Annotated in this window: 21 protein-coding genes; 11 read left to right on the top strand and 10 right to left on the bottom strand. The window is 70.4% G+C overall.

The window, feature by feature from the left end:
- Positions 1 to 12: 12 nt before the first annotated feature.
- The 5 genes from P2T62_RS04455 to P2T62_RS04475 all read left to right on the top strand — a co-directional run bounded on the left by P2T62_RS04455 (position 13) and on the right by P2T62_RS04475 (position 4,451).
- Entirely contained in the window at positions 13 to 972 is a 960-nt protein-coding gene (locus P2T62_RS04455; RefSeq protein WP_420028433.1) for an ABC transporter substrate-binding protein, read from the top strand.
- A 52-nt stretch (positions 973 to 1,024) separates the two neighbouring features.
- Positions 1,025 to 1,756 carry an ABC transporter permease gene (locus tag P2T62_RS04460; RefSeq protein ID WP_276260289.1) on the top strand — a complete coding sequence of 244 codons (732 nt, stop codon included), beginning with the start codon at positions 1,025 to 1,027 and terminating at the stop codon, positions 1,754 to 1,756.
- A gap of 26 nt (positions 1,757 to 1,782) precedes the next feature.
- Positions 1,783 to 2,601, top strand: a complete 819-nt coding sequence (locus P2T62_RS04465; RefSeq protein ID WP_420028434.1) for an ABC transporter ATP-binding protein — start codon at positions 1,783 to 1,785, stop codon at positions 2,599 to 2,601.
- 93 nt (positions 2,602 to 2,694) lie between these two features.
- Positions 2,695 to 3,822, top strand: coding sequence for a putative sulfate/molybdate transporter (locus P2T62_RS04470; protein WP_276260291.1), 1,128 nt, complete (start codon positions 2,695 to 2,697; stop codon positions 3,820 to 3,822).
- A 188-nt stretch (positions 3,823 to 4,010) separates the two neighbouring features.
- Positions 4,011 to 4,451, top strand: coding sequence for an MGMT family protein (locus P2T62_RS04475; RefSeq protein WP_276261570.1), 441 nt, complete (start codon positions 4,011 to 4,013; stop codon positions 4,449 to 4,451).
- Between the two features lie 7 nt (positions 4,452 to 4,458).
- Here the strand turns inward: P2T62_RS04475 and P2T62_RS04480 are convergent, their stop codons facing one another.
- Both P2T62_RS04480 and lonB read right to left on the bottom strand, forming a co-directional pair.
- A complete protein-coding gene (locus P2T62_RS04480; RefSeq protein ID WP_276260292.1) occupies positions 4,459 to 5,274 on the bottom strand; it encodes a CPBP family intramembrane glutamic endopeptidase in 816 nt (271 codons plus the stop codon).
- A 3-nt stretch (positions 5,275 to 5,277) separates the two neighbouring features.
- Complete coding sequence (lonB, locus tag P2T62_RS04485) at positions 5,278 to 7,386, bottom strand: ATP-dependent protease LonB (protein WP_276260293.1); 2,109 nt, start codon at positions 7,384 to 7,386, stop codon at positions 5,278 to 5,280.
- A gap of 182 nt (positions 7,387 to 7,568) precedes the next feature.
- Here lonB and P2T62_RS04490 point away from each other — a divergent pair, with 182 nt between their 5' ends.
- Positions 7,569 to 8,111 carry a nicotinamide-nucleotide adenylyltransferase gene (locus P2T62_RS04490; protein ID WP_276260294.1) on the top strand — a complete coding sequence of 181 codons (543 nt, stop codon included), beginning with the start codon at positions 7,569 to 7,571 and terminating at the stop codon, positions 8,109 to 8,111.
- Positions 8,112 to 8,228: 117 nt separating this feature from the next.
- Here the strand turns inward: P2T62_RS04490 and P2T62_RS04495 are convergent, their stop codons facing one another.
- A complete protein-coding gene (locus tag P2T62_RS04495) occupies positions 8,229 to 8,576 on the bottom strand; it encodes a DUF7991 family protein (RefSeq protein WP_276260295.1) in 348 nt (115 codons plus the stop codon).
- A gap of 137 nt (positions 8,577 to 8,713) precedes the next feature.
- On the opposite strand from P2T62_RS04495, the gene P2T62_RS04500 reads away from it, so the two are divergent.
- Positions 8,714 to 9,307 (top strand): response regulator, encoded by a 594-nt coding sequence (locus P2T62_RS04500; protein ID WP_276260296.1) that lies wholly within the window; start codon positions 8,714 to 8,716, stop codon positions 9,305 to 9,307.
- Between the two features lie 75 nt (positions 9,308 to 9,382).
- On the opposite strand, the gene P2T62_RS04505 is transcribed toward P2T62_RS04500, so the two are convergent.
- The 7 genes from P2T62_RS04505 to P2T62_RS04535 form a co-directional block, all read right to left on the bottom strand.
- Positions 9,383 to 9,979 carry a GTP-dependent dephospho-CoA kinase family protein gene (locus P2T62_RS04505; protein WP_276260297.1) on the bottom strand — a complete coding sequence of 199 codons (597 nt, stop codon included), beginning with the start codon at positions 9,977 to 9,979 and terminating at the stop codon, positions 9,383 to 9,385.
- A gap of 7 nt (positions 9,980 to 9,986) precedes the next feature.
- The gene (spt4, locus tag P2T62_RS04510; protein WP_276260298.1) at positions 9,987 to 10,184 is read right to left on the bottom strand and encodes a transcription elongation factor subunit Spt4; all 198 of its coding nucleotides are present in this window, start codon (positions 10,182 to 10,184) and stop codon (positions 9,987 to 9,989) included.
- On the bottom strand, positions 10,185 to 10,760 hold the full coding sequence (locus P2T62_RS04515; RefSeq protein ID WP_276260299.1) for a DNA-directed RNA polymerase: 576 nt from the start codon (positions 10,758 to 10,760) through the stop codon (positions 10,185 to 10,187).
- 61 nt (positions 10,761 to 10,821) lie between these two features.
- The gene (locus tag P2T62_RS04520; RefSeq protein ID WP_276260300.1) at positions 10,822 to 11,217 is read right to left on the bottom strand and encodes a PIN domain-containing protein; all 396 of its coding nucleotides are present in this window, start codon (positions 11,215 to 11,217) and stop codon (positions 10,822 to 10,824) included.
- A gap of 1 nt (position 11,218) precedes the next feature.
- Entirely contained in the window at positions 11,219 to 12,448 is a 1,230-nt protein-coding gene (locus tag P2T62_RS04525; RefSeq protein ID WP_276260301.1) for a translation initiation factor IF-2 subunit gamma, read from the bottom strand.
- Positions 12,449 to 12,511: 63 nt separating this feature from the next.
- Positions 12,512 to 14,368 (bottom strand): HAMP domain-containing protein, encoded by a 1,857-nt coding sequence (locus tag P2T62_RS04530; protein ID WP_276260302.1) that lies wholly within the window; start codon positions 14,366 to 14,368, stop codon positions 12,512 to 12,514.
- Positions 14,369 to 14,451: 83 nt separating this feature from the next.
- The gene (locus tag P2T62_RS04535) at positions 14,452 to 15,414 is read right to left on the bottom strand and encodes a glycine betaine ABC transporter substrate-binding protein (RefSeq protein WP_276260303.1); all 963 of its coding nucleotides are present in this window, start codon (positions 15,412 to 15,414) and stop codon (positions 14,452 to 14,454) included.
- 111 nt (positions 15,415 to 15,525) lie between these two features.
- Here P2T62_RS04535 and P2T62_RS04540 point away from each other — a divergent pair, with 111 nt between their 5' ends.
- From P2T62_RS04540 to P2T62_RS04555, 4 genes are all read left to right on the top strand, one after another.
- Entirely contained in the window at positions 15,526 to 16,539 is a 1,014-nt protein-coding gene (locus P2T62_RS04540; protein ID WP_276260304.1) for a winged helix-turn-helix domain-containing protein, read from the top strand.
- Complete coding sequence (locus tag P2T62_RS04545; RefSeq protein ID WP_276260305.1) at positions 16,532 to 16,843, top strand: hypothetical protein; 312 nt, start codon at positions 16,532 to 16,534, stop codon at positions 16,841 to 16,843. The genes P2T62_RS04540 and P2T62_RS04545 overlap by 8 nt, the downstream gene beginning before the upstream one ends.
- Before the next feature lie 146 nt (positions 16,844 to 16,989).
- Positions 16,990 to 18,450 carry a cytochrome P450 gene (locus P2T62_RS04550; protein WP_276260306.1) on the top strand — a complete coding sequence of 487 codons (1,461 nt, stop codon included), beginning with the start codon at positions 16,990 to 16,992 and terminating at the stop codon, positions 18,448 to 18,450.
- Between the two features lie 134 nt (positions 18,451 to 18,584).
- Positions 18,585 to 18,881, top strand: coding sequence for a hypothetical protein (locus tag P2T62_RS04555; protein WP_276260307.1), 297 nt, complete (start codon positions 18,585 to 18,587; stop codon positions 18,879 to 18,881).
- Positions 18,882 to 18,982: the final 101 nt, after the last annotated feature.

The following is an 18,982-nucleotide window of genomic DNA, read 5'->3' on the forward strand; positions in this document are numbered from 1 at the left end:
GCGGGCTGTACGATGGGGAACCAGGGGGACGGCGGCGACGGCGGCGACGGTGGCGACGGTGGCGATGGCGGTGACGGCGGTGGCGGCGGGTCCTCGGCCGTCGGCGACGGGAAACTGGTCCTCGCGACGACCACCTCGACCTACGACACGGGGCTGCTGGGCGAGCTGAACCCGATGTTCCAGTCGACGTTCGGCATCCAGGTCGAGACGCTGGTCCAGGGGACCGGCGCGGCCATCCGCACCGCGCGGGACGGGGACGCGGACATCATCCTCGTCCACGCGCGCGGTGCCGAGGACGAGTTCCTCCAGGACGGCTTCGGGGTCAACCGCCGGGACGTGATGTTCAACGACTTCGTCGTGGTCGGGCCGCCGGACGACCCCGCGGGCATCAACGGGATGGGGAGCGCGGCGGAGGCGTTCGCGGCCATCGCCGAGGCGGAGGCGATCTTCCTCTCGCGCGGTGACGACTCCGGGACGAACAAGAAGGAGCTCAACATCTGGGACACCTCCAGCGCCTCCCCGACTGGGTCGTGGTACCAGGAGACGGGCAAGGGGATGGGCGACACCCTCGTCCAGGCCAACCAGGTCGGCGGTTACACGCTCGCCGACCGTGGGACCTTCCTGGCCACGAAGTCAGAGATCGACCTCGTCATCCACGTCCAGGGGCCGCTCAAGGGTGGCCCGGCCATCCTGCGGAACCCGTACGGCGTCATCCCGGTCAACCCGGCCGTCCACGACAACGTCAACTACCAGGCGGCGATGGCGTACACCGGCTTCCTCACCAGTCCGGCGGGCCAGGATGCCATCGGGAACTACACGGCGAACGGCTCGCAGCTGTTCTTCCCGAACGCGCTGGCCGAGGAGCCGCAGTTCGACCAGTACGTGCCCCAGAGCTACGGCGGCAGTACCGAGGAGCTACGGCGGCGCCGCTACCAGCACTGGGTCGACACCGTCGTTCCGAACGACTACTGACCGCCTCCCGGAACGACTACCACCCGCGCGGCCACAATCCTGGGACGACCGCATGGCAGGACTGCTCTCCGAGTTCGGCACCCGCTACCTCCTCAGCGTGGTGTTCGTCACGCTCCAGGTGAGCCTCACGGCCGTCGGCATCAGCACCGTCATCAGCCTCGGCATCTCGCTGACGATGGGCTTCGTCGACTTCCGGGGCAAGCGCGCCCTCGAGACGGTCATCAACACGGGGATGGGCTTTCCCAGCGTCGTGGTCGGGCTGTCGGTGCTGCTGCTCCTCTCGAACCAGGGGCCGGTCGGTGGCGGGTTCGCGGTCGGCCCGCTCCGGTTCGGCGGCGTCGAGTTGCTGTTCTCGAAGGAGGCGATGGTCATCTCCCAGTGCATCCTCGCGGTGCCGGTCATCACGAGCGTCTCGCTGTCGGCCATCGAGGACGTGGACCAGTCGGTCCGGGACGCCGCGTTCGCCGCCGGCGGCACCCGGCGCGACGTGCAGCTCGCGACCATCAGGGAGGCCCGCTACGGCATCATCACCGCCGTCCTGGCGGGCTTCGGCCGGGCCGTCTCCGAGGTCGGATCCGTCCTCATCGTCGGCGGGAACATCGCCATCCGCAACCAGCAGGGCGAACTCGTCTCGCTCACCCGCACTCTGACGACGGCCATCACCATCGAGGCCCGCCGCGGCCAGTACGAGGTCGGCATCGCCCTCGGGGTCGTCCTGCTCGTGCTCGCGCTCGGCGTCAACGCCGTCGGCAACGTGGTCCGGGCGCGGGGTGAGCGCTCGTGACGGCGAGCGGCTCGAACGCGGAGCCGGTGGCGGCCGAGCGTCCCGGCCCCGAGTTCGACGGCGGCACCCGCGTCGCCGCGGAGTCGGTGACGTACGCCTATCGGGGTCGTGACGGCGGCGAGCGGGTCCTCGCGGACGCCAGCCTCACCGCCGAACCCGGCGAGGTGGTGGCGCTGGTCGGTCCCTCCGGAACCGGGAAGACGACGCTGCTGCGGCTCCTCGCGCTGTTCGACCAGCCCGACGAGGGGCGGGTGACCATCGACGGCCGGGACGCCTGGTCGCTCTCGTCCGAGGCCCGGCTGGGCCTCCGCCGCCGCATCGCCTTCGTCTTCCAGGACCGCTCCCTGTTCAGCGGGAGCGTCGCCCGGAACGTCGCCTACGGGCTGACCGTCCGGCGCTCGTGGGTGGACCGCGCGACCCGCTGGCTCCGGGGCCTGGTCGGCCGGACCGACCCCCCCGACCGGGTTACGCGGGCGCTCGAGACGGTCGGTCTCGGTGGGATGGGCGACCGTGATGCGCGCTCGCTCTCCGCGGGGGAGGCCCAGCGTGTCGCCGTCGCCCGTGCGCTCGCGACGGACCCCGCCGTGATGCTGCTGGACGAGCCCACATCCAACCTCGACCCCCGCAACACCGCCGCCATCGAGGACGCGGTCGAGGATGCCCGCGACCGCGGCATCGCCGTCGTCCTCGCCACCCACGACATGGCCCAGGCCCGCCGGATCGCCGACCGTAGCGCCGTCATGCTCGACGGCACGGTCATCGAGCAGGGCCCCACCGAGCGGGTCTTCGACGACCCCGACGACGACCGGGCGCGGGCGTTCGTCCGGGGCGAACTCGTCTACTGAGCGTGTAACTGCCAGGGGTTTCGACACGTCCCGGACGAGACCGTGGCAGGTTTCTGACAAGTACCATGTTGCTACCGCCGATACGGACATACGATGGCCACAGCGGAGGTGCTCGGGCAGCAGATCCCGATCCGGTTCGACAGCGGAGAGGTCGCCGGCGCGCTGGGAGATTCGATTACGGTCCTCCCGCTCGTCGTGGCGCTGGGCGCCCTGACCGACGCCTCGCTCGGGCTGGTCCTCCTCGGATTCGCGGTCTTCCAGGCCGTCTGGGGCCTCCACTACGGGCTTCCGATGTCCGTCGAGCCGATGAAGGCGCTCGCCGGCCTCGCCATCGCCGGCACGCTCGGCTACGGCGAACTCGTCGCGGCCGGTCTCCTGGCCGGTGGGGTCCTCCTCGTTGCGGGGACGACCGGCCTCGTCGGTCGGGTCGCTGCCCTCGTCGGTCGGCCCGTCGTCCGGGGCGTCCAGTTCGCCGTCGCACTCCTCCTGCTCGCGGCCGGCGTCGAACTCGCGGCCGGCGCGCCCGTCGTGGCGGCCGGCGGTGTCGTCGTGGCGGCCGGCGCCGCGCTCGTCGACCGCCGGGCGCCCGCGCCCGCGGTCCTGCTGGCGGGCACCCTCGCGGCGCTCTACGCGGTCGGCGGCGCGCCCACGGTCGCGCTGCCCACGTTCCCGGGCTCGCTCGCGGCGCTCCCCGAGCCCCACCTCACGCCCGGTGCGCTGACGGGGCTCGCCGGCCAGCTCGCCATGACCGTCGGCAACGCCGCCGTCGCGACCGCGCTCCTCGTGGACGACCTCTACGCCCGCGACGTCTCGCCCGACGGCCTCGCCCGGAGCATGGGCGTGACGAACCTGGTGGCGGTCCCGCTCGGTGGCGTGCCGATGTGCCACGGGTCGGGCGGCCTCGCCGGGAAGCACGCCTTCGGCGCCCGGACCGCGGGCGCGAACCTCGTCCTCGCGGCCCTGTACGCGGGCGCGGCGCTGGTGGCCGGGCTCTGGAGCGGCTTCCCGATGGCCGCGCTCGGGGTGTTGCTCGTCCTCGTCGCCGTCCACCTCGGCCGGGTCGCGCTCGAATCGGTCGCGACACCCGCCGAGGGTGCCGTCGTCGTCGGGACGGGCGTCGTCGCCCTCGCCGCGAACGTCGGTGTCGCCTTCCTCCTGGCCGCGGTGGGCCACGCCGGCTACGAGCGGCTCCGTGCGCGTGGCGCGGCGGCCGAAGCTTGATTGGGCGGACGGGCGATGCCACACCCATGCCCGACCCCGAGGACGCCCCGGAGGACGCCCCCGAGGACGACATGTCCGTGAAGGCCGACGCGGATGCCGCGGACGGTGACGCGGCCGACGCACCGCCCGACGTACCGCCCGACGCGACGACCGATGACAGCGGTCCCGGCGTCGAGCACGATACGGGCATCTACGCCCGGGAATCGCCGTACCTCGACCGGTACGTCCAGCTCGGCGTCGCGGGCGAGAAGCTCATCAACGTCTCCTTCCCGGAGGACCCCAACGAGGGTGCCGAGGCGGAGTACCCGCTGCTGGACCGCGTCTTCGCCTACCTCGAGGGCAAGAAGGACGAGTTCACCGAGGTCGACGTCGCGCTGACGGTGCCGACCGACCAGCGGACGGTGCTGGAGGCGCTCCGGTCGGTTCCGTACGGCGAGGACGTCTCCGTCGAGCGGCTGGCCCGGATGGCCGGTCTCGACGACGACGACCAGGCGGACCTCCAGACGGTCCGCGTGGCGCTCGACACGAACCCGGTCCCCATCGTCGTCCCGGACCACCGCGTCCGGGACGGCCCGAGTTCGGCGCCGCCGAAGGTCGAGCAGAAACTGCGGTCGCTGGAGGGGCTGTAGGCCGGCGTCAGGGCCCGAACGGCGGGTCCAGTCCGAGGCCCTCGTAGACGACGAACTCGACGGCGTTGACGAGGTAGTGCGCGACCACGACGACGAGGAGGCTCCCCGTCACGATGTAGCCGGCCGCGAGGACGAAGCCCAGCAGGCCCGTCACGACGATGCCGATGGGGCCCTGGGCGCCGTGGCCCAGCGCGAACGCGACCGAGGAGGCGAGCGCGAGGAGCCACGGCGACCAGCCGAACCCGGCGTGGAGGACCCCGATCAGCGCCCCCCGGAAGAGGAGTTCCTCGAACCCCGCGACGAGCGGCAGGACGACGCCCAGCAGGAGGACCCAGCCCGCCGCGGTGTCGGGGGCGAGCATCTCGCGGAGGTCCTCGCTGGGGTCGTGGCCGAGCGCGCTCGCGACGGCGCCCGCGAGCCCGTTGCCGACCGAGAGGACGAGCCCGAAGCCGACGCCGGCGGCGAGCGCCCCGAGGCCGACCGTTCCGGGGCCGACGCCGAACGCGCTCGCCGGGATGCCGGTGTACCACGCCCCAGCCAGCAGGAGGACGCCGAACAGGCCCTGGGAGAACGCGACGTTCACGAGCAGGACAGGAGCCGACAGGTCCCCGCCGGCCATCGAGGCCTCGAACGGGCTCGCGGGCGCGGGGTCGGGGGCCCCGCGGGCGTCGAGGTGGTCGGCGCCGTCCTCCAGCCGGTCGAGCCAGCGGACCTCACCGGGCGTGGCACGGGGCGTGCCGACGGCTCCCTGCGAGGCACGTGCCAGCAACAGCAGAAGGAGCGTGACCGCGACCGCGACGCCCGCGAACGCGGCCCACTGCACGCCTTACTGCGGCGAGGGGGAGCCGCTCGAGCGGCCGACCTGTCGGTCCAGCGCGGAGCCGGTGATGTTCTTGAGGCGGTCGACCAGCGAGTCCTTCTCGGGTTCGCCGGCCAGCGCGACCTCCAGCACCTCGCTGATGTGCGTGACCGGGATGATCTCGATCTGGTCCTTGAACTCCTCCTCGATCATCACGTCCTGCTCGTTGGCTGCGGGGATGATGACTCGGTCGAGGCCGGTCTTCGCGGCGGCCTCGATCTTGTGGGTCACGCCCCCGACCGGGAGCACGTCGCCGCGCACGGACAGCGAGCCGGTCATGGCGAGGTCCTGCTCGACGGGGATGTCCTCCAGGGCACTGATGACCGCCGTGGCCATCGTGATGGAGGCCGAGTCACCCTGGACGCCCTCGTAGGACATCACGTACTGGATGTGGATGTCCTTCTCCTTGATGTCCTCGTCGGAGAACTTCTTGATGATGGCCGAGACGTTCAGCACCGCCTCCTCGGCGATGTCCTGCAGGTTGCCGGTGGCGATGACCTCGCCGGGGCCCTGCGCGGGCGTGACCTCCGCCATGACGGGCATGACGATCCCGGAGTCCTCGCCCATGACGGCGAGCCCGTTGACGCGCCCGACGACCTGGCCCTCCGAGACGGAGAGCTCGTAGTCCTTGCGGCGCTCGATGTAGTCGTCGGCGAGCTGCTGCTCGATGGAGCGGCTGCGGCGCTTGGCCTGCAGCACGTGCTCGCGCGTGGTGAACTCGGCGTTCTCGGCGCGGGCGATGTCGCCCGCGACGCGCACGAGGCCGCCGAGGTTGCGCAGCTCCAGCGTGAGGTGCTCCTTCCGGCCCGCGCGGCGCTGGGCCTCGAGGATGACCTCCTCCATCGCGCCCTCGTCGAACGCGGGGAGCCGGCCGTCCTTCTCGACCTCCTGGGCGATGAACCGGGCGTACTTCCGGCGCATCTCCGGGGTGTCCGAGATGGTGTCGTCCATGTACACCTCGTAGCCGTACCCCTTGATGCGGCTCCGGAGCGCCGGGTGCATGTTCTCCATCGCGTCGAGGTTCCCCGCCGCGACCATGACGAAGTCACAGGGGACGGCCTCGGTCTGGACCATCGCGCCCGAGGAGCGCTCGGACTGGCCCGTGATGGAGAACTCGCCCTCCTGGATGGCGGTCATCAGCTTCTGCTGGGACCGGATGTCGAGGGTGTTGATCTCGTCGACGAACAGCACGCCCTTGTTGGCCTTGTGGATGGCCCCCGCCTCGACGCGGTCGTGGCTGGGGGTCTCCATCCCGCCGGACTGGAACGGGTCGTGCCGGACGTCGCCGAGCAGCGCGCCGGCGTGCGCGCCGGTCGCGTCCTCGAACGGTGCGGTCTGCTGGTCGGCGTTGTTGACCAGCAGGTTCGGGATCATCGCGTCGCTACCACGCGAGGAGTAGCGGAACGCGAGGTAGATGACACCCGCCGCCAGGATGCCGAGCAGGAGTTGCCCGGCGATCAGCAGCGAGTAGCCGAACACCACGGCGATGATGATCCACATCAGGAAGCTCCGCATCTGGTTGCGCTTGCGGGCCTCCTCCTTGTGCGCCTCGACGATCTGTTCGCCCTTCCCCGCGGGCACGGTCCGGACCTTCGGCTCGTTGCCGTCGTCCGGGTTGTGGTAGACGAGGATGTCCTGCAGGTCCTCCTTCGGGAGGAGCTGGGACATCGCCTTCGCGAGCATCGACTTCCCCGTCCCGGGGGAGCCGATCATCATGACGTGGCGGCGCTGCTTGGCCGCCTTCAGGATGATGTCGCGGGCGTCGTCCTGCCCGATGACCTGGTCGACGAGGCGGTCGGGCACCTCGATGTCGTCGGTCGAGGAGATCTGGAGCCCGCCCAGCAGGCCGTCCTCCTCGGCCGGTTCGACCTCGGCGCCGGCCTCGACGGTCACGTCGCTCCCGAGGTCCGACCCGTCGGTCAGCTCGTCGGACTCGTCGGCGGGCGCCGGTGGCCCGCCCGGGGTCTCGTTCTCGTCCCGGTCCAGTGGGATGCCCGGGTCCGGGTGCTCCTCCTGGGGCACGCCGTCCTCGGACTCGCGACCGGGGTGCTCGTCCGTGTTGTTGTCGTCGCTCATAGAACCGTTGCTATCACCGATAACGAGGGGCCTTCAACTGATATACTTTCTCCCCACGGGTGCCGCCCGTACACGCGTAAACCGCCCGCAGCGGCCGCCTCGTCCGTTCCTCCGGTACGTGCCAGCGCGACCCGCGAGGCTTATGAACCGAGCCACACAACCCCGCGAGAGAGCCAGTCCAGATGAGCGTCACCCGGGGGTTCTACATCGGCCGGTACCAGCCCTACCATGAGGGGCATCACGCCATGGTCGAGCGCATCGCTGAGGACGTCGACGAGCTCGTCCTCGGCATCGGCAGCGCCGACCAGTCACACACGCCACACGACCCGTTCACCGCCGGCGAGCGCGTGATGATGATCACGAAGGCGACCCAGGAGATGGACCTCCTGACCTACGCGGTCCCCATCGAGGACCTCAACCGGAACGCGGTCTGGGTGAGCCACGTCCAGTCGATGTCCCCGAACTTCGACGTGGCCTACTCCAACAACCCGCTCGTCATCCGCCTGTTCGAGGAGGCCGGCATCGAGGTCCGCCAGTCCGAGATGTACCGCCGCGACGAGTTCCAGGGCACCGAGGTCCGCCAGCGCATCATCGACGGCGACGACTGGCAGGCGCTGGTCCCGAACCCCGTCGTCGACGTCATCGAAGAGTGCGACGGCGTGGCCCGGCTGCGGCAGGTGGCCGACACGGACGACCCCGACGACGACGGCAACGGCGTCGAGTAAGATCGGCTCCGCGCCGTGTCGATTATCGGCCGGAGTCTCGGATAAATCGGCAAATCGAGGTGTCTGGTTTCGGATCGGGCTGCAGGTCCTGATATGTCGGGGTTGCTTCGAAACTCTTCAGAGTTCGCGTCGGTCTCGTCGCGAGGACCCGCTGTACTCCGTCGGCAGGTCCACGTCGTCGGGCGCGGGCATCCAGAAGTAGTCGAAGGCGATGCCGGTCGCCAGCGGCAGGACCACGGTCAGCCCCATCACGGCGGCCGGGTTCCCGAGGTCCGGCCCCAGACCCGCGCCCCCGAGGACGATGGTGAGGACCGTCAGCGTCAGCGTGCCCAGCAGGACCGCGTACAGCGCCGCACCCCAGCGGGTGTTGAGCCGGACCCGGAAGAACCTGGTCAGCAGCGCCGCCGCCGCGGCGTTCACGCCCAGGATGACGAGCAGGCCGACCACGTCGACGATGGTGATCATCCAGCGACAGTAGGGCGCCCGGGGCTATCAGTCCCTCGGCACGGCCGGGACCGACGTGCCGGTCGGGCCCCGTCACGAGTGATAGTATATATCAAGATGACCGCTAAATTAAGGTTGGGTGCCGACGTAACCGTCCCATGACCGACGGACCCCGAGCGTCGACGACCGATACCGCCACCACATCCCCGCCGCGAGCGACCGTGCTCGTCGTCGACGACGAGAAGCCGATGACCGAGATCCTCTCGACCTGGATCGGCGAGCACCACGACGTGCTCGTCGCACACGACGGCGAGGAGGCGCTCGAGACCATCACCGAGGACGTCGACGTCGTCCTGCTGGACCGGCGGATGCCGCGGATGGACGGGGACGCGTTCCTCCACGCGATGAGGGACGCTGGCTACGACGCCCGGGTCGTCATGCTGACGGCCATCGACCCCGGCCCGGACATCGTGAGCCTGCCCTTCGACGACTACGTCACCAAACCCGTCACGAAGGACGTGGTGCTCAACGTCATCGACCGGATGCTCCGGCTCAGCCGGGCAGGGAAGGCCGTCCGCGAGTACCACTCCCTGGAGCGCCGGCGCGACGTGCTCCGCACGGCGAAGGCGACGACCGGGGTCTCGGACTCGGAGGCCTTCGAGCTGCTGACCCGGCGGCTCGAGGCGGCCGCGAAGGACGCCGGCGCCGGGCTGGCGTGGCTGAAAGAGGAGTACTACGAGACGGACGAGTGACGTGCTCGTCGGCGGTCGTGGGTTCCACCGTCCGCCGACCCCCCGCAACCGTCGTGTCGATGACCGTCTCCGTTCTCAGGCGCCGAGCAGCTCCCGGGCCCGCTCGACGTCGCCGTCCATCCGCTCCATGAGGTCCCAGACCCCCTCTCGGGCCCCATCGTCGACCGTCGCGAGCACCATCCCCTCGTCGGGCTGGCCGTAGACGATGCCGGCCCCGTCGGGGGCGATGGCGAGTGCGGGGAGCGCGGCCAGGTCCTCCTCGCCCTCGGTCACCTCGATGACCGTCGACTGGCCCTCCCCCGCGGTCGCGCGGTCGAGCGCGGCGCGGAGTTCCTCGAGGAGCCCCGCCGTGAGCGTCGCAGCAGGGTTCCGGACGGTGACGTGGCGGTCGAACGCCCCCGTGTCGATGGCCTCGCGGACCTCGGCGGTGACGGCCTCGCGCTTGGTCTTCCCGTCGACCAGCGCGACCGCCGGCCGGGCCTGGCCGGTGAGAAGGTGGTACGTGACGATGTCGCCGACGGCGATCAGGGGCCGTCCGCTCTCGGCGAGCAGTTCGTCGGCCGCCGTGTAGACCGGGCCGAGCGGGTCCTTCAGCTCGTGGCGCATCGACTCCGGGAGCGAGAGCACGACGCGGGGGTCGCCGGGGTCCGGCGAGTCGCTGGCGTCGCTCATGGCCGTCTCACCGGACCTTCAGCGCGTACTTCCCCGGCTCGGTCACTTCCATCTCGCTGGCGATCTGCGAGGTCTCGGGGTGCGCGATGATGACGTAGCCGGCCCAGTCCTCGGTCAGCGAGGTGGAGCCGCAGTTGGGACACTGCTCGCCGTCGGCGGCCTCGAGCACGCGGTGGCACTCGCGGCAGACGAGTCGGTCGGCCATCTAATCACCCGCCTGGCCCTGCTGGGCCCGCCGGCGTCGGTCCTGTTCGAGCCACTCGTGCTTGCCCAGCCCCGGCTGCTTCGCGGTGAGGCCGATCTTCGAGTCCCGCGGGTTCCGCTCGTCGATGCTCTTCGTGACGATGCGGGCGCGGACGGAGTCGCCGACCGAGAGGACCCGGCTCGAGTCCCGGGAGGCGAGCTGCTGGTTCTCCTCGTCGTAGGCGAGGTACTCGTCGTCGATCTGGGAGACGTGGAGCAGCCCGTCGACGGGGCCGATGCCGACGAAGGCGCCGAAGTTGACGACCTCGACGACCTCGCCGTCGACGACCTCCTGCATCTCGGGGTCGAAGGTCAGCGCATCGAACTCGGCCTCGTAGTAGACGCCGGGGCGGTTGGGCAGGACGGCGCCGGTGCCGATATCGTGGACGTCGATGACGCTGACGACGGAGCCGACCTCCTCGTCCATACGGCCCTCCAGCTTGTCCTGCAGGAGTCGTTTCACCAGGTCGGGGGAGACGTCGGCGAGGTACTCGGGCGGCACCTCGACGGTGTCCTTGAGACGAACGCGTTTGTACATGTATCGTGTGTGGTTTCGTGTCGGGGTAGTTTGTGTTCGGTAGCGTGTGAGAGACGCGGCGTTACGGTCGAGTGAGCGCGAGTTCGTTTCGCCCGCGTAAACCGATTACGGGTACGTCCCGGGCCAGCAGGCGGTCGCGCAGGTCCGCATCGTTCGTGGCGACGCAGTCGACGGTGGCCCCCTCGTCGGGGTCGCGTGTGGCGATCTCGACGACGGCGTCGTCGGCGTACTGCTCGCGGTGGGCGATCTGCTCGCACCGGTCGGCGAGGTCGCGGCCGACGCTCGCCGCGACGGCCTCCTCGCCCTGCCCGTCGCTGAGCTTCTCCAACTCGGCGACGCACGCGGCCGGGACGACCGGCTCCGGGTCGTCGAGGACGCGCTCCAGTTCGTCGAAGACGCGGACGTCGCACTCGACGGGCATCATGAGCGCGTTGGTGTCGAGCAGGACCGTCGTCATCCTACCGCAGCGTCCCCACGCCGATGAGTCGCCAGCGCGAGCCGACACGGCGGTTGATGGCGATCTTCGCGCCCTCCTGGGCGCAGACGGGCCGCTTGAGCGCGACCTCGCACTCCTCGTCGCGGGCGCTGGTGACGGAGCCGACCGTGGTGGCCGTGCCGACCGTCAGCATCAGCGGCTCGCCCGTCGAGATGGGCTCGATCTCCTCGGCGTCCTCGCCGACGACCCGCTCGAGCAGGTCCACGTCCATCACGAACGAGTCCCGCGTCGGCGGGAGCGACCCCGGCGGGCCGGCGACCTGCCCGGCCAGGGCGTCGCCCTTCGTGTACGAGGGGTCCAGCCCCGTGCCGACACCGATGAGGCCGCCGGGCGTGGCCTCGTCGACGGACTCGCCGCCGGCCTGCAGCGATCGCACCGTCGTCTCGACGGGCTGGTACTCGGACTGGCCGCCCTCCTCGACCTCGCGGCCGGGGCGGATCTCGATCTCGTCCTCGACGTGGAGGCGGCCCTGCGAGAGCGACCCGCCGACGACACCGCCCATCAGGCCCGCGGCGTCCGTGCCGGGGCGGTTGATGTCGAACGAGCGCGCGACCTGCAGCCGTGCGTCGGCGTCGGCGTCGCGCTCGGGCGTGGGGATCTCCTCCTCGATGGCGTCGATGAGCACGTCGATGTTGACGCCCTGCTGCGCGCTCACGGGGACGATGGGGGCGCCCTCGGCGACGGTCCCCTCGATGAACTCCTCGATCTGGCGCTTGTTGTCGAGGGCGGCCTCGCGGTCCCGCACGAGGTCGATCTTGTTCTGCGCGATGACGATGTTCTCGATGCCGATGATGTCCAGCGCCATCAGGTGCTCCTCGGTCTGTGCCTGGGGCACCGGCTCGTTCGCGCCGATCACGAGGACGGCGCCGTCCATGATCGCCGCGCCCGAGAGCATCGTCGCCATCAGCGTCTCGTGGCCGGGCGCGTCGACGAACGAGACCGTCCGCACCACGTCCGTCTCCTCGCCGTCGACCGCCTCCTCGACCGTGTAGCACTCGGGCGGGTCGGCGCCCGGGATCCGGCGGAAGGTGGCGTCAGCGTACCCGAGGCGGATGGAGATGCCGCGTTTCATCTCCTCGGAGTGCTGGTCGGTCCACTCCCCCGAGAGCGCCTGCACGAGGGTCGTCTTCCCGTGGTCGACGTGGCCGACCAGTCCGATGTTCACCTCCGGTTGTCGGTGTGTGTTCGACATCAGTAATATACCGGCTATCGTCCCCTGCGGCGTATAAGGCTACCGGACCTCCGTTCGGGCGTCTCAGGCCGCCTGCTCCGGTGACTCCTCCTCGTCCTCCGTCGCCCCTGGCTCGGCCGCCGGGAGCCACACCGTCAGCGTCCCGTCGGGGGTGTCGGTGACGAGCTCGCCACCGGCCTGCGTGACGGTCCACTCCAGACACCAGAGCGCCAGCCCCTCGGCGTGTTCGAGCGGCGTCTCCTCGCCCAGCCCTACGGCCTCGATATCGAGCGCGGGGAGCCCGTCGCCGTCGTCGTCGATGGTGAGCAGGAGCGACTCCCCGTCGTCGGCCTCGGCCACGGCGATGCTGACAGCGACGCCTCCGTCGTTGTGCGCGAGTATCTGGTCCACCACGTCCGCGATGGCGACGGGCAACGAAGCTGTCCCGTGGGCCAGCCGACCGGACTCGGACCGCTCGACAGTGATCGTCGCCTCCGGCCAGGAGGCCCGGATGTCCTCCAGAGGGGCCTCGAGACAGTCGGGGAACCGGAGCTGTTCGCGCTCGCCGGAGGCCTCGGAGAGGATGTTCTGGACGCGCCGGGTGCGGTCCGAGAGGGTCGCCAGCGAGAGCGCCTGCTGACGGATGTCCTCCAGTCCCTCGCGGACCGCCTCGTCCGTCACCTGCTCGGCGAGGACCGAGGCGCGCCCGGCGATGATGTTGATGTCGGTCCGGACGTTGTGCCGGAGGATACGGTTGAGGACGGACACCATCGTCGAGCGGGTCTCGAGCGCCACGTTCGAGGCCTCCAGGGCGCCTTTCGTCTCCTCGATCTCCTCGATACGCTTCCGGAGCGTGTCCCGTGTCCGGGCCATCGTCCGGTTGAGGTCGCCGAACTCGTCCGGACGGTCCGTGTCGAACGCCACGTCGTACTCGCCCTGCTCGATGCGCTCGGCGCGGTCGGCCAGCGTCGCCAGCGCGCCGGTCACGTCCGCCCCGATGACGCTGACGACCCCCAGCAGCCCGACCACGGCGATGGTGGAGATGAGACCGATCCAGAGGCCGGCCTCCCGGGTGATGGCGTACGCCTCGCTGGTCGGGGCGTGCTCGATGACGACCAGGTCCGTGCCGTCCACGGGGGCGAACGCCGCGACGTACGTGCCGGGCGCCGACTGCTCGTACCGTGGGTCGGCGACGAACCCGGACTCCCCCTGGAGTCCGCGGCTCACCACGGGCGACCTGAGTGGTCCGGGCTGGTACTGGCGGAGCATCGCCGACCGGTTGTCCGCGAACACGACGGTCCCGTTCGAGTCGACGACGCGCGTGAATCCGCCGTCGACGGGATGCTCGAACCGCTCGAAGATGCTCGCGGTGTCGATGGTGACGACCAGCAGGTGTCCCGGAGCCCCGCGGATCGGTGTGACGTACCCGAGTACCACGGTCTCCCCTCCGTCAGCCTCGTGCGGTTTGGTGGTCCGAACGTCGTCGAAGGCCCGGAAGGCGAACTGCTGTTGCCACGGCAGGTCCTCGACCGCCGTCCCCTCGAGGGACTGGAGGGCGCTCGTCTCGACGGTCTGGTTCCGCCGGTCGATGACGTACGCGTTGACGACGTGTGCTTCCCGGCGGTCGACCAGTTGCCGCTGGAGGTACCGGCGGACCGCAGTCCTGTCGTCCTCCTCGTAGACCGGATGTTCCGAGATGACCCTGGCGAGGAGCCGGTTCTGACGGCTCCATTCGGTCAACTCGCCGGCCTCGGCGTTCGTGGCGGCCGTCATCGACTGTTCGACGTTGTCGTCCAGGAGCGCCCCGACCTGGAGGTACAGTCCCACTGCGGCGACGCCGCTGATGAGCAGGACCACCAGTAGCACGGCGGCCAGCTTCCGCCGATACGACACGCGCACGAAGCCGAGGACCGGGCCGGCGCCGGGAATCGATGGCCGCATCTACGCACCGCCCCCTCGCCGTCGCCGGGGGCGAACTCGCCCCGTCCCTGTCCGTGCTCCGGCGGCTGGTGATGGGAACCCGGTCACGTGGACCCCTCCAGGTCCCGCAGGAAGGACCGTGCGACCGCACTCGGCTGTCGGTCCCGGACGAGTACCTGCCGGTTCAGTCGTCTGATGGTCCGCGCATCGAGGCCCGCGGCCACCGGCTCGAGTTCCTCCAGGATGGCCGGGTACGCATCGGCCGTCGCCGCGTTCGCCGTCGGCGCCGGCTGGTACGGGATGAAGTAGTCGCGGTCGTCCTCGAGCAGCACGAGCGACGGCCGGTCGAGCTGTGGGTCGGTATCGAACCCGCTCGCGACCTGGACTCGTCCGTCCCGCACCAGTTCGTACGTGAGGCCGATCGACGTGACGATGAACGCTCCCGACTCGATTTCGGTCAGGGCCGCCTCCTCGAGACCGTAGAAGTCGGCCATCCCGCCCCAGGCGTCCTGCCGGTGGTAGAAGTCCTCGCCGAGCGCGACGCCGAAGTCGGTGTTGCCGGCGTTCAGGTGGGCCACCAGGCCACTGATGGTGGTGACCCCCGTGCGCTCGCTCCAGCCCCGGTCCGCCAGCAGGACCCATTCGTTCGAGAACGGCGCCGGGGTGCTCATCTCGGCGCCGTGCTCCCGAGCGTCGGCCCTGACGCGCTCGTAGAGCCGCTGCGGGTCGGTGATCCGCTCCGTGTGCTTCGGCGGCAGTTCGGTCCACGCCGTCCCCGTGTACTCCCAGTAGAGGTCCTTCACCCCGGAGACCACCGCGTTCCAGTTCTGGAGCGAGCCCCCGTACCCGATCTCGTCGACCACCTGGATCCCGTCGACGCGCTGGAGACGATGGTAGGCGAGGTATCCGAGGATCTGCTGCTCCGCGAACGACTTCGAGCCGATGCGGACGTTGGGGTCCGAGCGACGGTCGGATCCCGTACCGGTACAGCCACAGAGGCCGCTCGCGACCCCGATGCCACCGACCCCCCCGATCCGGCGGAGGCAGTGCCGCCGCGTCGGCCCCATACGGGGGAGTAGTCGTATCATCGTACATATTCCTTCGCCAACAATGGTAAGATGACTTTCATAAAATCGCTTCAGCGAACGTTTTACTGGGTCGCTGACCTGCAACCGCCTATGAGCAACGACGCCAGCCCGGGTGAGGGAGCCACCCCCGGCGAGGACGACTCCATCCTCCAGTGTGAGGAGTGTCTCCCGCCGGCCGACGCGTTCGCCATCGTCGGCAACGAGACGCGCCTGCACATCCTGGAGGCGCTGTGGGCGGCCGACCGCCCGGCGGCGTTCTCGGAGCTGCGGCGGTCGGTGGGGATGCGCGATTCGGCACAGTTCAACTACCACCTGGACAAGCTCCGGGGGCAGTTCGTCCGCAAGACCGACGACGGCTACGAGTTCCGACAGGCGGGGAAGGCCATCGTCCGTGCGGTGCTGGCGGGCACGTACAACCAGGACCCGGAGCTGGAGCCGTTCCCCGTCGATGGCGAGTGCGTCGCCTGTGGCGGCGGCCTCCAGGCCTCGTACCGCGACGAGGCGTTCCTCATCACCTGCACGGAGTGCCAGCGCCCGCACGGCACCTACCCGTTCCCACCGGGTGGGCTGGAGGACCGCTCCCGCGAGGAGGTGCTGTCGGCGTTCAACCAGCGCGCTCGCCACCTGGCCTGCCTCACCGCAGACGGCGTCTGCCCGGAGTGCAACGGACGGGTGCGGACCGACCTCCTCGAACCGGAGGACCTCCCGCCGGACAAGGTGAAACCCATCGCCGAACAGGAACTGTTCGTCATCCACGAGTGCCAGCGGTGCAACAACCACATCGTCTCCTCGGTCGGGCTGACGCTGCTGGACGACGCCGAGATCGTCTCCTTCTACCGGGACCACGGTATCGACCTGAATACCGTTCGCTTCTGGACGCTGGAGTGGTGCATCAGCGACCGCCATCTGGACATCCTCTCGCGTGACCCCTGGCGCCTGCGCGTGACGGTCCCACTGGGCGAGGAGGAGCTCCGCGTCACCGTCGACGGCGAGATGGCCGTCCAGCACACGGAGCGCCGGGCCCGGACGGGTGACGCCGCGACTGAGGGGACGACGCCGACGGGGGCCGACGAGGCCGACGAGGCGGTCGAGCAGGATGCGTGACGTGCCCCGGTGGCTCGCCACCGCCACGCGGTCGCTGGCCGTAGACGTCGCCGGCCGCCAGCGTCGACGGGCGGCCCGCGACTGGCTCTGGATGCGGCTGGTGACCCTGCTGGCGGTCGGCTGTGGCGTGGTCGTCGCGGTCCTCGGCATGACCGTCGCCGCGGTCACGGTCGGCGTCATCCTCACCTACGGGGCGAGCCCGCTCGGGGTCGCGCTCGCCTGGTCGCTCGTGGTGTCGCTGGTGGCGTTCGCGCCACTGGCGGCGTTGCGGGCCGGCGCAGCCGTCCACGCCTGGCTCGTCTGAGCCGTCGGTCGGCCCGCCGGTCGGCGACCCGGCCGCGTGAGGCCCGGCCAGCGTAGCCCCGTCGTCGACGCCGGAGACGCCACATAAGACCCCCGCGCGTATCCGGGGCACGAGACTTATGAACATACACCACGCAACCGGGCTCCATGAGTTCAGACACCGGACCGACCGGCGGGAGCATCGACACCGTCGGGTCGGAGGGGCCCCACGACGGCGAGCAGGAGTCGGGGGGCGCCGGGGGCGACGATGAGGTATCGGACCTGCCGCTGGCGCCGTATCCGCCGAACCTCGGCAACCCGAAGTTGCACGCGCTCCGGCAGGTCCGTGACCCCATCGCGTTCAGCGACCGCGCCGCCGCCATCCGCGACGTCTACCGCATCTGGCTCCCCGGCATCGGCGACATCACGAACCTGGCCCACCCGGACCACATGAAGCGGGTCCTCCTCACCGAGCGCGGGAAGTTCCGCAAGTCCGAGGACTTCGGCATCGCGTTCGGTGACGGCCTCCTCACCGTCGAGGGCGAGGAGTGGGCCCAGCAGCGCAAGACATTGCAGCCGCTGTTCGTCCGCGAGAGCGTGATGGACCACGCCGACACGATGGTCGAGCAGGCCCAGCGCCGCGTCGGGCGCTGGGAGGGCGGCCAGCAGCTCGACCTGCAGGCCGAGATGACCGACCTCACCCTGGACGTGCTGTTCGCGGCCATCCTCGGGCGCGAACTCGAACTGGACGGCGACGAGAAGATCCGCCGCTCGGCCGAGGCGCTCCACGACTGGTTCCTCCCCACCTCCTACCCGCTCCCGCGCTGGCTGCCCACGCCCGCCCGGCGACGGTTCAAACAGGGGAAGCAGACCCTGCAGGACGAGGCCGACCGGCTGCTGGAGGAGGCCGCCCGGGACCCGCCCTCGGACCCGACGGAGGCCGACGACCTCATCAACCTCCTCGTGGGGCTGCGCGCGGCCGGCGTGACGGACTCGGGGATGCTGACCGACGAGCGCCTCCGCGACCAGATGGTCTCCATCATCTTCGCCGGTCACGATACGACGACCACCTCCCTGACGTTCGCGCTGTGGGCGCTCGCCGAACATCCGGACATCCGCGAGCGCTTCCACGCGGAGGTGGACGCGCTCGACGGCCCCCCGACCGCCGAGGACATCGAGGAAGGTCGGCTGGCGTTCACCGACAAGCTCGTCACGGAGACGCTCCGGCTGTTCCCGCCCGTCTACGCGCTTCCCCGCGTGGCCGACGAGGACGTCCAGTTCGACGGCTACCGCGTCCCCGAGGGCGAACGCGTCGGCGTCATCATCCGGCGCATCCAGCGGGACCCGCGCTTCTTCGACCGGCCCGACACGTTCGACCCCGACCGCTGGACGCCGGAGTTCCGACAGGAGCTGCACGACTTCGCGTACGCCCCGTTCGGCGGTGGCCCGCGCATCTGCATCGGCCGCCAGTTCGCCCTGCTGGAGGCCAAACTCTCGCTGGCCACCATCGGCCGGAACTACGAACTCTACTACCTCGGCGAGGAGGGCAAGCACGACGGCCCGCCGCTCTCCCCGCAGATGACGCTCCGGATGAAGGAGGGCCAGGAGTTCCTCGTCACCGAGCGCTGAGCAGGACCACCTCACTTCCTGCTGTCGATTCGTATCAGTGAATTTACTGAAGAAGGGTCCGGTAACTCTCCCTACAGAAATGTAATTCAGATTACCCTTATCTGGCCGTGGGGCCTTGGTCCACGTGAATACAGATGCGCACGAACTACCCCACACGCCCCCGGTCGCGGACAGCCGCCGACGGCCACGCCCGACGCCGCACCGTCCGCACGGTCCTGAAGTTCGCCCTCGTGACGCCGCTGGCGCTGGTCACCGCGCTCGTCGTCGTCGGCGCCCTCGCGTCCGCGGGGTCGCTGACCTCGGTCGTCACCGCGTTCGGCCTGCTGGCCGCGCCCGTCGTGGTCGGCGCCCTCGTCGACCGCGCTCGGGCCGACCTCCCCGACCGCGACGGCACCCGTCAGCCGCCCTACGGCCCGCGACTCCGGCGGTAGGCGGCGAGCGGTCGCTGCGCTCGCTAGCTGCCGCCCGTCGCCCCGTTCCAGGCGACAGGGCGAGTCGAAGGGGCAACAGGGTCGGAGTGGAGCGGACCGTC

Origin of the sequence: Haloglomus litoreum (assembly GCF_029338515.1) — an archaeon.
Classification (GTDB): Archaea; Halobacteriota; Halobacteria; order Halobacteriales; family Haloarculaceae; genus Haloglomus; species Haloglomus litoreum.

What these genes read in the sequence shown, in the direction of transcription:
- P2T62_RS04455 (WP_420028433.1), top strand. Translation starts at nt 13, where the DNA reads ATGGGGAACCAGGGGGACGGCGGCGACGGCGGCGACGGTGGCGACGGT.
- P2T62_RS04460 (WP_276260289.1), top strand. Translation starts at nt 1,025, where the DNA reads ATGGCAGGACTGCTCTCCGAGTTCGGCACCCGCTACCTCCTCAGCGTG.
- P2T62_RS04470 (WP_276260291.1), top strand. Translation starts at nt 2,695, where the DNA reads ATGGCCACAGCGGAGGTGCTCGGGCAGCAGATCCCGATCCGGTTCGAC.
- lonB (WP_276260293.1), bottom strand. Translation starts at nt 7,386, where the DNA reads ATGAGCGACGACAACAACACGGACGAGCACCCCGGTCGCGAGTCCGAG.
- P2T62_RS04490 (WP_276260294.1), top strand. Translation starts at nt 7,569, where the DNA reads ATGAGCGTCACCCGGGGGTTCTACATCGGCCGGTACCAGCCCTACCAT.
- P2T62_RS04495 (WP_276260295.1), bottom strand. Translation starts at nt 8,576, where the DNA reads ATGATCACCATCGTCGACGTGGTCGGCCTGCTCGTCATCCTGGGCGTG.
- P2T62_RS04500 (WP_276260296.1), top strand. Translation starts at nt 8,714, where the DNA reads ATGACCGACGGACCCCGAGCGTCGACGACCGATACCGCCACCACATCC.
- P2T62_RS04505 (WP_276260297.1), bottom strand. Translation starts at nt 9,979, where the DNA reads ATGAGCGACGCCAGCGACTCGCCGGACCCCGGCGACCCCCGCGTCGTG.
- spt4 (WP_276260298.1), bottom strand. Translation starts at nt 10,184, where the DNA reads ATGGCCGACCGACTCGTCTGCCGCGAGTGCCACCGCGTGCTCGAGGCC.
- P2T62_RS04515 (WP_276260299.1), bottom strand. Translation starts at nt 10,760, where the DNA reads ATGTACAAACGCGTTCGTCTCAAGGACACCGTCGAGGTGCCGCCCGAG.
- P2T62_RS04520 (WP_276260300.1), bottom strand. Translation starts at nt 11,217, where the DNA reads ATGACGACGGTCCTGCTCGACACCAACGCGCTCATGATGCCCGTCGAG.
- P2T62_RS04525 (WP_276260301.1), bottom strand. Translation starts at nt 12,448, where the DNA reads ATGTCGAACACACACCGACAACCGGAGGTGAACATCGGACTGGTCGGC.
- P2T62_RS04530 (WP_276260302.1), bottom strand. Translation starts at nt 14,368, where the DNA reads ATGCGGCCATCGATTCCCGGCGCCGGCCCGGTCCTCGGCTTCGTGCGC.
- P2T62_RS04535 (WP_276260303.1), bottom strand. Translation starts at nt 15,414, where the DNA reads ATGGGGCCGACGCGGCGGCACTGCCTCCGCCGGATCGGGGGGGTCGGT.
- P2T62_RS04540 (WP_276260304.1), top strand. Translation starts at nt 15,526, where the DNA reads ATGAGCAACGACGCCAGCCCGGGTGAGGGAGCCACCCCCGGCGAGGAC.
- P2T62_RS04545 (WP_276260305.1), top strand. Translation starts at nt 16,532, where the DNA reads ATGCGTGACGTGCCCCGGTGGCTCGCCACCGCCACGCGGTCGCTGGCC.
- P2T62_RS04550 (WP_276260306.1), top strand. Translation starts at nt 16,990, where the DNA reads ATGAGTTCAGACACCGGACCGACCGGCGGGAGCATCGACACCGTCGGG.
- P2T62_RS04555 (WP_276260307.1), top strand. Translation starts at nt 18,585, where the DNA reads ATGCGCACGAACTACCCCACACGCCCCCGGTCGCGGACAGCCGCCGAC.